Source organism: Thermodesulfobium sp. 4217-1, assembly GCF_039822205.1.
GTDB lineage: Bacteria > Thermodesulfobiota > Thermodesulfobiia > Thermodesulfobiales > Thermodesulfobiaceae > Thermodesulfobium.
In genome coordinates this window covers 151,223-164,386 of sequence record NZ_JBAGBW010000002.1, presented here as the reverse complement: position 1 = coordinate 164,386, position 13,164 = coordinate 151,223, and the positions used below count along the sequence as shown (strand labels likewise).

The 13,164-nt window shown below is 34.6% G+C and carries 10 protein-coding genes; 2 read left to right on the top strand and 8 right to left on the bottom strand.

Translation table 11 applies throughout. The features are described 5' to 3' along the window. Positions 1-139: 139 nt before the first annotated feature. Together V4762_RS01880 and V4762_RS01875 are read left to right on the top strand one after the other, a co-directional pair. The gene (locus V4762_RS01880) at positions 140-1,513 is read left to right on the top strand and encodes an IS1634 family transposase (protein WP_347314074.1); all 1,374 of its coding nucleotides are present in this window, start codon (positions 140-142) and stop codon (positions 1,511-1,513) included. A gap of 424 nt (positions 1,514-1,937) precedes the next feature. Then, positions 1,938-2,417 carry an isocitrate lyase/PEP mutase family protein gene (locus tag V4762_RS01875; RefSeq protein ID WP_347314073.1) on the top strand — a complete coding sequence of 160 codons (480 nt, stop codon included), beginning with the start codon at positions 1,938-1,940 and terminating at the stop codon, positions 2,415-2,417. Between the two features lie 74 nt (positions 2,418-2,491). Here V4762_RS01875 and V4762_RS01870 read toward each other — a convergent pair whose 3' ends face one another. The 8 genes from V4762_RS01870 to sdaAB form a co-directional block, all read right to left on the bottom strand. Next, entirely contained in the window at positions 2,492-4,219 is a 1,728-nt protein-coding gene (locus tag V4762_RS01870; protein WP_347314072.1) for an ABC transporter ATP-binding protein/permease, read from the bottom strand. Between the two features lie 140 nt (positions 4,220-4,359). Further along, positions 4,360-5,373: a diguanylate cyclase gene (locus V4762_RS01865; RefSeq protein ID WP_347314071.1), complete on the bottom strand. Its 1,014-nt coding sequence runs from the start codon at positions 5,371-5,373 to the stop codon at positions 4,360-4,362. Positions 5,374-5,384: 11 nt separating this feature from the next. Further along, positions 5,385-6,044: a helix-turn-helix transcriptional regulator gene (locus V4762_RS01860; protein WP_347314070.1), complete on the bottom strand. Its 660-nt coding sequence runs from the start codon at positions 6,042-6,044 to the stop codon at positions 5,385-5,387. A gap of 79 nt (positions 6,045-6,123) precedes the next feature. Next, positions 6,124-7,395, bottom strand: a complete 1,272-nt coding sequence (locus V4762_RS01855) for an L-cysteine desulfidase family protein (protein ID WP_347314069.1) — start codon at positions 7,393-7,395, stop codon at positions 6,124-6,126. A 320-nt stretch (positions 7,396-7,715) separates the two neighbouring features. Beyond that, positions 7,716-10,982, bottom strand: coding sequence for an NAD-glutamate dehydrogenase domain-containing protein (locus V4762_RS01850; RefSeq protein WP_347314068.1), 3,267 nt, complete (start codon positions 10,980-10,982; stop codon positions 7,716-7,718). 123 nt (positions 10,983-11,105) lie between these two features. After that, complete coding sequence (locus tag V4762_RS01845) at positions 11,106-11,498, bottom strand: RidA family protein (RefSeq protein ID WP_347314067.1); 393 nt, start codon at positions 11,496-11,498, stop codon at positions 11,106-11,108. A gap of 74 nt (positions 11,499-11,572) precedes the next feature. Next, the gene (gene sdaAA, locus V4762_RS01840) at positions 11,573-12,445 is read right to left on the bottom strand and encodes an L-serine ammonia-lyase, iron-sulfur-dependent, subunit alpha (protein ID WP_347314066.1); all 873 of its coding nucleotides are present in this window, start codon (positions 12,443-12,445) and stop codon (positions 11,573-11,575) included. A gap of 13 nt (positions 12,446-12,458) precedes the next feature. Further along, complete coding sequence (gene sdaAB, locus V4762_RS01835; protein ID WP_347314065.1) at positions 12,459-13,121, bottom strand: L-serine ammonia-lyase, iron-sulfur-dependent subunit beta; 663 nt, start codon at positions 13,119-13,121, stop codon at positions 12,459-12,461. Positions 13,122-13,164 lie beyond the last annotated feature (43 nt).

Below are 13,164 nucleotides of genomic sequence, written 5' to 3'. Positions count from 1 at the left end.
CGAAGGCTGTCGCCTGCTTGGCATATCCTAACAGTAATATCTTAACTTTCCCCTAAAAATTATACACTACAATTAAAATGGCTTAAATGCCTTGATTTCTGTTGACTAAATATTATTTGTAGTGTATAATATATACACTATGTCATTTATTAGAAAAATTAAAAAGAAAAATTCTGTCTATTTAGCCGAAGTAGAGAGTTACAGAGAAGAAGGAAAAGTAAAACAAAGGGTAATTCGATATGTAGGCAAAGAAGTAGATGGTAGGGTTGTAAGAAGTGTTAATACTGATGATATTGAAATAACTTCTTGTAAAAGGTACTTAGATTATTATTTACTTGACTGTATTTCTAATGAGCTTGGTTTAAAAGATAAATTAGGGAAAAAAGCAAAGTATATTCTGTTACTTGTCTATACTCAACTGATTGAACACAAACCATTGTACAAATTACCAGAATATATAGAAGAAACATATTTGAAAGAACTGCTTGGCATTGGTAAGTTAATTGACAAAAATATATATAAAGCCTTAGATGATTTAGAAGAGTTGTCTTTTTCTGAAATAGAAAATCTAATCTTTAATAAATTATTTTCAAATTCAAAAGATAAAGATGCACTTATTATAGATATAACAGATGCATACTTCTCAGGCTCAAAAGTAGATTACAAGTCAAGAAGAGGTAAAGATGGCAAAGTAGGTAAATTGATCCAAATAGCTCTTGCTGTAACAAAAGAAGAAGGCATACCAATAATGCATAAGGTTTATGAAGGCAATATTAATAATGTAAAGATTTTTCAGGATTTCTTGTTAGAAGCAAGAATGAAACAATTTAGTTTAGTATTGATTGATAGAGGAATGAGTAGTTTTGAGAACATAACAGAACTCAACAATCTAAATCAAAAAACCATATGTGGTTTTAGAATGAACAAAAAGATACAATCAGATTATCTAAGCAATATAGATAGAGATGAAATATTTCAACCGATAAACAGGGTCAAATTAAAAAACACATCAGTTTATGTTAAAGATTTTTCATTCTTTAATGGCAAGCTTATTGCAATTTATAATCCAGAAATAGAAATTGCTAAGAGAAACTTCGCTATAGAAACTGACGAATTTGATATTGATAAGGCTAAGTATTTTGGTTATAGTCTTGTTTACCACAACACAGATATGTCAAGCCAAGAGGTAGTAAGGCTTTATTATGAAAGAGATATTGTTGAGAAAGCATTTAAAGAATTAAAAAGCTCAATAGATTTACACCCAATAAGAAAATACAGAATGGATCACATCAAAGCTCATATAAAGATTTGTTACATTGCATTTGCAATTTTAACTTATATAAAACAGAAGACAAAATCTCTTGGAATTTCACCTGTAGACGTGCTTGAAACTCTACAATCTTGTTACATTGTTAATCTCAGATCTGAAAAGCATAATCTAAACTGGACAAAAACCGTTACTTTAAAAAATCAACAAAAATTAATTCTTAAACTTTTAGGGTGTAGTGTATAAAATAGTGGGAAAAGTTAGGTAATATAGAACCGTTGGGCAAACGGGGATAGCTTGGTAATTATACTGGCGTTAGCTGGTACGTCCCAAGAAGCCTCCACCTCTAAGTGTTAGCGTAGGTGGTGGGAGTATGTCACCTCTTACCGAAATGGCATTTGTAGTGAACTACTCACCACCTAAGAGGTGTGAGCTTCCTGCTTCTCAGATGACGTATGGCATCTCCACAGGCTTGCAATCGGGCAGTCCCTGCCCTACTGTGTCCTGCCAGTGCACCAGCTTGACTTTACGGAATACAGGCACATTACTGGTCAGTTATTTGTTATTCCGACCATTTGTCTATACGTTGACACATTTATATTCTATCATAATAAGATCATAATAAGTAAGCTATGGCAATTCATCCCCCACCTAAGAGGTAGGAGACTTCTTGCCACAAGAGGTTAAAGCTGCATCCGAATCAAAGAGAGATCCAGACCTGGTAATAATGGCAAGAACCGACGCAAGAGCTGTCAGTGGTCTTGAAGACGCTGTATATAGGGCTACAGAATATGCAAAGGCAGGTGCCGATATGCTCTTTGTTGAAGCCCCTCAATCTATAGAAGAAATGAATTATATTGTTAGTTCTCTAAAACCTTTGGGCAAGCCACTTCTTGCAAATATGATAGAAAAAGGCAAGACACCTCTTCTAACGTCAAAAGAGCTTCAAGATATGGGATTTGCTGCTGTAGCCTTTCCCGTTTGCGCCATATATTCTGCTGCAAAAACATTTACAGCAGTTTTTGAAACTATAAGAAAAGACGGCTCAACTAAAAATATATCAGACAAAATGTCCTCTTTTGAAGAGTTCAATTCCCTTATTGGGCTTCCAGAATACTTGGAAATAGAGGGAAAGTACAAAAATAAATAAAATCAAAAAATTAAGCTCGCATTAAAAATATTTCTTATTATAAATCTAAACTTATAGGCTGAGATTATCAGTGTCTATAAGTTTATTCTTTCCAAATTCCAATTTCCTTCTCCTAAAATTGTCAATTTAGCTTCGTGATATGATATCAAGCTTGACCTATGACCTACGCTTATCACAGCGCTATCTGGCAAAGCATTTTTTAACCTCTCGTACAATAGTCTCTCAGATCTCTCATCAAGAGCGCTCGTAGCCTCATCCATAAAAATCCATTGCGGTTTTTGCAGAAAAATCCTTCCAAAGGCCAAATATTGCTGCTCTCCTAGCGAGAGAATTTGCGACCACATATTTACTTCAGAAATGTTATTCACCAAGTGCTTTAGATTTAGACTGACTAATAAATCCTTTAAAACATCATCGCTTACATTTGGATCGCCATTTGGGTACACCAAGACGTCCCTCAAAGATCCTACCGGCAGATAAGGTTTTTGAGGCAAAAAAAGAATTTTATCTTTTGGTGGCAGAAAAATTCTACCTTCCCCAAAGGGCCATAGACCAGCAAGAGTTCTTATTAGAGTACTCTTTCCTATACCAGAAGTCCCTACAATCAGAAGTCTCTCAGACTTGTTAAGAGACATATTCAAATCACTTATTATCGGAGTCTTGTTATCTGGTAAAAGTATATAAAGACCTTCCACTTTTAAATTTTCAGCCCGATTTATTAATATCTTATTATTGTCCTGCTGAAGCCTCTCAATAAAGCTGATATTGTGCTCAAAAGTTCTCAATCTATCGGCTACCGCATGCCAGCTTGCCAGTGATGGGTAGCTATTTACTATATATGATAAAGAGGACTGTACCTGACCAAAGGCTTGTGCAATCTGCATAAGACCACCCAATTGAATTTGTCTTGCAAAAAACCTGGGAGATGCTACAAGTATGGGAAAGATTATTGCTATCTGATTATATCCAGAAGTAAACCAACTAAGCATTTTCTGCCTAACCATTATCTTCCAGTAGTTCTCAAAGACGTCTACAAAGTTTGTCATAAGATGTTTGTGCTCTTTCTTTTCGCCCCCATAAAGGGCCACGCTCTCGCTGTTCTCACGAATTCGAACCATGTTAAATCTGAAATTCGCCTCATACATCTGTTGGTTGAAGTTTAGATTTATCAGAGGCTTTCCGATAACAGCAGTAATCCATGTTCCAGCAATAGCATAAAAGATAGCTGCCCAAACCATATAACCAGGTATTGTAATTTGATTTCCGAATAATGCAAATGAAATTGAACCAGATATCGTCCACAAAATCCCTACAAATGAGGCAAGGGTTACTACTGAGCTAAGCAGTCCCAGCGACAGGCTCAGTGTTTGAGACACAAAAAGGTTCAGGTCCTCGCTAATACGCTGATCTGGGTTGTCAGTAGAATTATTAAAAACTTGAAGATGATAATAAATCTTTTTATCCAACCATTTTTTCAAGAATTTATCTGTAAGCCACTTTCTCCACTTAATCTGAAGCATTTGATTTAAATACAGTGAATATACTGCAGCCACTATATAAAAAAACGCCAAGCCGCAGAATTGAAGAATAGCCACCCAGAAGGCTTGAGCGTTCAGCTCTTGAAGGGCATTATAAAACTCGTTGTACCAAAGATTTATAAGAACGTTTATAAAAACCAAAAACAGATTTAAAAATATTATTACAATTAAAAGAAACCAAGCAATCTTTTTTTCTTCTGATTGCCAGTATGGCTTAATTATATCCCAGGTATCTCTAAGAAACTCTTTGTTAAATTGCTTCATCAAAACAACCTCAGTTTTCTAAAATTTACAGTTTTAATTAACATAGATTTTAAATATATCAGATTTTTGAAATTTTAAAAATAGCTTCCACAAAAATCTTTTTGAAATTTTAAACTTGTCCTATTAAGAATTTCTTAGAGCTAATTAGCTACAACTGTATTCTTCCCCAGAGACTTTGCTCTATATACTGCATCATCAAGCCTTTTAAAGAGGTCTGAGTAGTCTTCGCTAAACTTGCGGCTTGTAACGCCTATACTAACTGTGACACGTCCTACTACAGGAAATTCATAGACCTCGATTGACTTTCTAATTTTCTCAGCAACCGCGAGCGCACTATTGATATTTGTCTCAGGGAGGATCAATATAAACTCTTCTCCGCCCCATCTTGCAAAATAATCAGATTTTCTAATTTCACGCTTAACAATATTTGCAATCTCTTTTAGGACAACATCCCCTATGTCATGTCCAAATGTGTCGTTTACCTTTTTAAAATTGTCTATATCGAAAAATATAAAAGAAAGCTCTTTTTTATACCTATCAGACTCAGAAATACTTTGACCACAAATCTCTTGAAATTTCCTTTTGTTATATATTCCAGTTAAAGGATCTTTTTCGGAAAGGTTCCTAAAGAATATTTCCTGTTCTTCCTTTATGAAAAAATAAAATTTTATTGTCAAATTTATATCTAATAGCATAACCTTTGCCAGAGAGTGATTAAACTCTATATTAAGCTGCCTATCCAAAAATTGATTCACATACTTCTTTAGTGAATAAAAATATTCTGAATATGCACCAATATAATAATCTTCTTTAACCCCCAACGAATAGTGAACCATACCTATTTTAATCTTTTCTTTTATATAATTTATGTCAAAATTTGCTCTCAACATATTGGTAAAATAAAATTTCTGCTTTAGCTTTAAATTCTCTATTAAATCCTTATCCTTATTCAAAATTTTGGCCGTTTCAGGAAACTGCAACAGGTGATCATAAAATTGATCGAAAAATTCAACAGGCACATCTTTTATTATGCCTAAAGCATTTCTTAATGTGTCTAAATCTTTCTCTTGGATGTCAAAATAGTTTAAAGCCCTTTTTAAATCTATTTCGTTATATTGAATTTTTTTATAAATATCTTCTAAATTAAATTCCATAAAAATAGAATTTAGTCATCATTGGAATTAGAATTGTTACGAACTTTTTGCAAATAGCTATATACTGTAAATTTAGATAGTCCAAGAATAGATGCTACATATTCAACTGAACCCTTTATCAGAAAAGCCCCCTTTTCATCAAGATAAGAAACAAATTTTATTTTCTCTTCAGAAGTAAAACTTGATGGCTGCTTGCCAAAAGCAAGAATGGCTTCCTGAGTAAGCGTCTCAATTGTCTCATTTAGATTCTTTGCGAAGGTTTCATTCTTATCAAACTCAGAACCCTTTTCCAAAAGATCTTTAAAGACATTATAGGTGCCTATAAACTCAGTAATATCAAAGTTTACACAAAACGCTCCGATGATTTTACCCTTCTTATCTCTTACAAAGCTAGTAGTAGATCGAAGTATCCTTCCATCTTTCGTCATGCTCCTATAACCAATCATATTTTTTGCATCATCTTTGTATTTTTTTAATGCATTCAAAACAAGATCGGTTATAGGGGCACCGCTCTTTCTGTGAGTAATATCTCCAGCAATATGAATCAAAGATTTTTCGGGGGTCCTCAGATCGTGAACAGCTACCTCGCAATTCCTGCCAAACATCTCACTCACAGCATCAGCTATGCTTATTAAATTGTCAAAAATAGCTTTTCTCTCGTCAGCAGTCATCGAGCCTCCAATTTTTTATTAATAATATAAAATATTATATTTCAAAATTTATAAATATACCACAACTCAAGAAAAAATATTATTGCTTCTTTATCATTATATCCAGTATAGTGTTATCTGTATCTTTCATTCCTTCCACCGAAACTCTACCAAGATTTCTTATGCAATCTTGAGCACTCTCTGCCAAAATTCCATTATCATAAGGTATTACAATGTCGTTTAAAGCCATATTTGAAGCTTCAATCGCAGACATCGCAGAAAGATAGAGCTTGTAAGCACACCCAATCTTAGCACCATCACATATCATTCCCGATAGCCCTGCCAAGACATTTTTAATCGAATTCTCGATCTTTTCTTTATTTCTTTCTCTCATATAGGTAAGCCCTGAACTGCAGCCCACACCAGCAGCTATCCCGCAGCCACACAAGGGAGAGAGCACGCCTGTATAAGATTTTACGTAAGAAGTAAGTAAATGACTTAGTGCCACAGCCCTGATAACTTCTTCTTTATTAAATCCACTTTTCTCGCCAATGATCGATATGGGTATTATTGCCACCAGACCGTGATTTCCTGAACCAGCGCTACTCATAACAGGTAGAGGATATCCAGACATCCTTGCTTCTGATGCCGACACTGTCAAAGCAACAGCCAAAGATTCAGTATCAACGACTTTTGCTCTAATAAATTTGCCCATTCCAACCCCAATATTATCTTCCAGGCCAGCATATGCAATTTTTTTATTCATTTCAATTCCATCATTTATAAATTCAATCTTTTCAATTTCAATATCGTTAACAAAATCAATAAGATCATATATAGAGAACTCTTTTATCTTATTTAAATCGATATGATTATTTACAACTTCATCATTTGCTTTATCTGACTTTATGACAAGATCGTCCTTGCTCTCGAAAACAATATTGTCATGCTTGCTCTTTATGACCACTACTGATTTGTGAGAATAGCTTTCTGCTTCAATTTTTATATAAAGTCCCTCAATATCTTTTTTTAGTTCTAAATGAATAACGTTATTTTTTATGATTTCTTTAGCTTTCTCTACATCTGAATTATTAACATCCTTTAAGGCCTCTAAGCCATACTCAGATCTGCCGCACACCATAGACAGTGCAGCAGCAAAGATAATACCCTTTTCTTTCGTTCCAGGGATGATAACGAACATACCATTTTTTAAAATGTTTTTGTCTACAGATATAGTTAATTTAGAAATATCTTCATCAAGTATTTCTTTTGCCCTCGAAACAGCATATGCCACTGCCCCAGGCTCTGTACAGCCCAATGCTGGTTTAACAGAATCTTTTAGAATTTGTAAAATTATATCCTTATTTATCATTTTAGCCCTCTCAATATAAGTTTAAATTTATATAACCCACATACTATTAAATATCAAGATAGTAAAATTAACTTTACAAAATATTTTATATCATTAAATTTTTTTGTCAAAATTATTTTATTTACAAAAATAATTTGTTTGAATTTTTGCCACACGCCTATGGAGAATTAATTATAAATCTATTTTTCTTTTGTTTGAAAAAATATTCCAAGATAATATTACCCCCCCCATGAATCACAAGGATTCATCCCAAAATGCCATTTCATTTAAACCTAAAGCGATAATGCCTTAATATTTCCTGCTACAAAAACTCTAAAGCCTTACAATAGCTCTTCTAACTTGTCATACAAGAGTAAAACTGGATGCAAGTTGTTGGCGGAAAGCTTGGATGTAGTATTCAGCCTGCCAGTATAATCCTCAAATATTTGCTTCTTTGCAGCAACAAGAGCATCTACGTTACCATTAAAATCGCTAAGAACTTTCATTGTCAATTTTACGATAAAGAATACATATTTCTTTATCATAGAAAATTGTGCAAATCTATCCCATTCATTCACCACTCTAATAGAATTAATGTAATCAATTGTCTTTTGAATACCAAACTTTTCGTTTATCTTTTCAATAGTTTCGATTGTCAATATGAAGTTCTTATCAGTTTTTCTTGTAATATAGTAAGCTAATATAAAATCGTCTATAAAATAATTATAAGCAATCCTTTCTGAAAGGTCTTTGCTAAAATATTTCGATAGCTCTTTGACTTTGTTTTCAAATTTTGACTTAAATATGCCGTCTCTTATTGCATTTTCTTTATAATATTCGATATAGTTTAACATTTCTTGTTTGTAGACATATTCTATTACAGAGTCGCCAAAAAGATAAATTTGATTTGTGGCGAATCTCTCAATAGCATAAAACATATCAATAATTGTTTGATAGATAAAGCTTTGGTCTACCTTGTTCTCATATGAGAAAATTTCATTTCTGATATCTTGAACATCAAGCAAGTCGTATATAAAGATTAGAGTTTTAATAATGCTTGTATAAGGATATCCAGTTAGCATGTTTATCTTAGCGATTGCGCCAACGCCGTTGCTATTTACGATCAGGTTTGTGATGTATGTCGACGCTATTTCCTTTTTTAATAAATGTCTCTCTATAAATTCTTTATATACTTGCCTTGTGGAAGGTGCAAAATATAAAAGCGCATATTTGTCAATCAAATGCTTATCAAAGTTTACCTCTTTTAGAAGGCTCGTGTATACAAACATCTTCAAAGAAGATAGCATTATAGAAAGCTCTGGTTTTGTATATCCTATATTCGAATCAAATCTTGCAGCAAGAGCCTTTTTGCTCGGGAAACTATACTCTGTTTCGCTAAATAACTTTTGATTTTGGAAGAATTCTATCAGTTCGAAAAATACCTCTGGTTCATTTTTAGACCTAATTTCATCTAAGGATATGGCTAAACTTTGCATATAATTGTGATCGAGCACCCTTTGAACGACCTCAGGGGTAAGCTTTTTTAAAATCTTGTTTCGTTCATTTAAATCTTTAACAACTTTCGACTCCAATAAATCGTTAAGTAAGATTTTAAGGTTTACTTCCTGGTCAGACATGTCCACACCTGCAGAGTTATCCAGAGAATCAGTATTTATCTTGCCACCAAGAAGGGCATATTCAACCCTTGCTTTTTGTGTAAAGCCTAAGTTAGCGCCCTCTCCTACGACCTTGGCCCTCACTTCATTGGCATTTATTCTTACGATGTCATTTGTCTTATCTCCTGCCTCTTCATGCGTCTCGCTGGTCGCCTTTACATAGGTGCCAATACCGCCCATCCAAAACAAATCAACCTTTGCGCCAAGTATCAGTCTAACTAATTCATCTGAAGAAACGCTATCTTTTTCAGTACCCAGAAATGCCTTTACATCTTCGTTCAATGGTATAGAACGCTCATCTCTTCTGCATATAAAGCCGCCCTTTGAAAGCAGCTCTTTATTATAATGAGTCCACGTAAGAGCATTATCATAGAGCCTTTTTCTTTCTTTATAAGAAATTTCTATATCTGGATTTGGATCGATAAATATTTCTTTACCATTAAGAGCAGCTTTTAACTGAACATTTTTTAACTCTATTAGACCATTACCAAATACATCGCCACTCATATCGCCAACGCCTGCTACTGTTATAAGAGTGTTGTCTAAATTTACCCCTAATTCTCTAAAGTGTCTCTTTGTACACACCAGAGCGCCCTTGGAAGTAATACCTAATTCTTTGTGATCATATCCAAACTTGCCACCTGAAGCAAATGCGTCCTTAAGCCAAAAATTATATTCATCTTGAACAATTTCATTTGCAATATCAGAAAATTTCGCTGTACCCTTGTCTGCTGCCACTACCAAATATGGGTCAAAGTCATCATAGCAAACCACATTTTGTGGTCTTATTTGCTGTTTTGAAACAGAATAATTATCTGTAATATCTAACATACCTCTAATTAGAGTCTTATAAGATTCTATAGCTTTCTCTTGTGCATCACCGTTAGACTGCTTTATTATAAATCCGCCCTTTGAACCAACAGGCACGATTACTGCATTTTTTACCATTTGGGTCTTCATAAGTTCCAATATCTCAAGCCTAAAATCATCTTTTCGGTCGCTCCACCTAATACCGCCCCTAGCCACCTTGCCTCCACGTAAGTGACAACCCTCCATCAGGTAAGAGTGAACGTATATTTCATACATAGGCCTTGGCAATGGCATTCTAAGTATCTTGGAAGAGTCGATCTTAAGAGAAATATAATGATACGATCTGTCTCTATAAAAGTTTGTTCTAATAGTAGAATCGACCACGTTTAAAATTGCATTTAAGATCTTGTAATCTTGTATGTTGTTTACTTCTTCGAGCATAGCTGTTATTTGACTGAATACCTCGCTTGTCTTTCTTGCGCCCTTTTCAATAGATGGTTTAAATTTTTGTTCAAATAGGTCAATAAATAATTTTGATATTTGTGAATACTTTACCAAGGTTGTAAACACAGATTTTCTTTTTAAGCTAAAATCTACCTGCATTAGGTAACTGCCAAAAGTTCTTAATAGGTCAATCGTTTTATAGTCAAGAAATTCCTTAGCGGCAAGTGCGTTTAATTCATCGTTTTCTACCACATTGTTTATTATCGCAATAAAATTATCCTGAATAACTGATGCGCTTTTTTCAATATCAAATTTTACATTTTCTATGCTATAGCTTTGAATAAGTATTTTTTTATCGCCTACGCTTACCTCAGAGAAATTCCCGTAAACAGCATTTAAACCTAAATTTCTTAAAATAGGCAATACCTCATACAAGGGTATTTTGCAACATGAATAGATCTTAAAGAACACACCTTCATCTTGCTTTATAATCCTCACTTGTTTTTGATCTTGCTTGAGAAGAGCATCAAAAGCTTCACTATCTACTATTGCCTCCGCTGGCGATACGCTTAACCTGTAATCGTCACTAAAAAAAGAAGTGTATGATGAAGCTATTTTGTTGCCTTTTGACAATTTTTCATACTCTTGTTGCCAATTTGAAAAATTTTGAGTTGACATGTTTTACTCCTTTCATATTGTTTACATTAAAATTTTTTAATGTAAATCTTGTTTAGCCATTGAACCAAATTAAAATATTTAAAAATTTTTGATCGCAACTCTTTATAACATGTTATTATAAAATTATATACTTGCTATGGCCTCTATCTCAACTCGAGCTCCCTTTGGCAATTTTGAAATCTCTATAGCTGATCTTGCAGGCAAAGTGGTTTGAAAATAGTTGGCATATATTTCGTTTATCAAAGAAAATTCGCTCATGTCGGTCAAAAATACTGTTGTTTTAACTACGTTATCGAAGTTCAAATTTTCAGAGCTCAATATCGACTTTAAGTTTTGCAAGGCCTGATCAAACTGAGATCTTGTATCTTCACCTGCGAAATTTCCTGTCTTTGGATCTATCCCCAGCTGACCAGACACGAAAACAAAACCATTAGCCATTATAGCTTGAGAATATGACCCTACTGCAGCTGGAGCGCTCTTTGTAGATATCACCTTTAATTTTGACAAAATCTTCATCTCCTTAAAATTATAATAGTTAAATTAAATAAACTTAAGATTAGAAATTCAAACTAAGAAAATAGATAATTTTTTTAGCTATTCATCATAGATTCTATCTTCTTACCAGTTGGAGTCTTGGCTAAACCTGCTTCAGAAGTCTCTTTTAGACTTTTTGGCATCAAACGCCCAATCTCATAAGAAGCCGATATCACCTCGTCAGGGGGGATAACGCTTTCAATGCCGGCCAGTGCTAGCTCAGCAGCGACCAGTGCGTGAACAGCGCCAAAGGCATTCCTCTTGACGCAAGGCACCTCCACTAAGCCTGCCACAGGGTCGCAAACCAACCCAAGGCAGTTCTTCAAAGCTAAAGCAACCGCATGACCAATCTGATCTGGGCTGCCTCCCATTAACTCCAAAACAGCAGCAGCAGCCATAGCCGAAGCAGAACCGCATTCTGCCTGACAGCCTCCCACAGCTCCTGCTAATGCAGCGTTGTTACCTATTACCATGCCGATACCCGCAGCAGTGAACATGCTTAAAACGATTTTTTCATCGGGCAAATTCATTTCCTCTGACACAGATAAAACAGCACCAGGTAAGATGCCGCAAGAGCCAGCAGTAGGACAGGCTACTACTAAACCCATACAGGCATTAACCTCACTAACTGACAGAGCATAACAAATTGCTTTTTCTACCATTCCCCCTAAATAAGTATTTTTGCTAATAAAGCTATCAAACTTTGATGCATTCGTGCCCACCATCTTACTAATTGAATAATTATAATTTTTTCTACCCTTTTCAACTGAATTTCTCATCACAGTCAATCTCTGACTCATAACTTCAATTATTTCATCTTTAGCCTTTTGCATTTTTTGAGATTCAGAGGACAAAACTATCTCAGATATATTAGAATGATTTTCTTTAGCCTTCGAAATAAGCTCATGTACTGTAGAAAAAGAGTTCACTATAATCACCCCTTTAAGACCTATGAATTATCTTAACAAGATTTAAATCGGGCAAACTTGATAAAATACTGTAAATATCTGAGCCAATGTAGTCATCAGTTTCAATTGTCATCATAGCGTCTTTACCTCTTTCTAATCGTGAGACATACATATATGCTATGTTTATATTTTTACTAGAAATTATCTGCGTAATTTTGGCTATTATACCTGGATAGTCCTTGTGACCAACAATCAAGGCCTCATAATTGCCAGTTAAATTAACTTCATAATTATCAATCTTTTTAATTATTACATTACCTCCGCCAATAGATATGCCCCGTACTATTATTTTTAAGCCCGACGCATCTGTCATCTCAAATTCAAGTGTATTTGGATGATCCACAGGAATATTAGATGGCACAAAGTTAATCTTTACACCCGTCTTAGCCGCTATGCTTATAGCTCCAGGAATTCTTTCGTCTTCTGTAGAAAAACCCAAAAAACCAGCAGCAATAGCCCTATCGCTCCCATGCCCTTTGTAAGTTTTTGCAAAAGACCCATATAGATTTACTTTAACTTCAGCTGGAGTACATCCCAAAATAGCCCTTGCCATATTAGCCAGCTTCAGCGCCCCTGCAGTATGAGAGCTTGACGGCCCAATCATAATTGGTCCTATGATGTCGAATATGCTTTCCATAGCCATCTCCTAAGTGTTTATTCGAAAATTATTCTTAAGCCTT

Coding starts and splice junctions, on each gene's coding strand:
- V4762_RS01880 (WP_347314074.1), top strand. CDS start 140: ATGTCATTTATTAGAAAAATTAAAAAGAAAAATTCTGTCTATTTAGCC.
- V4762_RS01870 (WP_347314072.1), bottom strand. CDS start 4,219: ATGAAGCAATTTAACAAAGAGTTTCTTAGAGATACCTGGGATATAATT.
- V4762_RS01865 (WP_347314071.1), bottom strand. CDS start 5,373: ATGGAATTTAATTTAGAAGATATTTATAAAAAAATTCAATATAACGAA.
- V4762_RS01860 (WP_347314070.1), bottom strand. CDS start 6,044: ATGACTGCTGACGAGAGAAAAGCTATTTTTGACAATTTAATAAGCATA.
- V4762_RS01855 (WP_347314069.1), bottom strand. CDS start 7,395: ATGATAAATAAGGATATAATTTTACAAATTCTAAAAGATTCTGTTAAA.
- V4762_RS01850 (WP_347314068.1), bottom strand. CDS start 10,982: ATGTCAACTCAAAATTTTTCAAATTGGCAACAAGAGTATGAAAAATTG.
- V4762_RS01845 (WP_347314067.1), bottom strand. CDS start 11,498: ATGAAGATTTTGTCAAAATTAAAGGTGATATCTACAAAGAGCGCTCCA.
- sdaAB (WP_347314065.1), bottom strand. CDS start 13,121: ATGGAAAGCATATTCGACATCATAGGACCAATTATGATTGGGCCGTCA.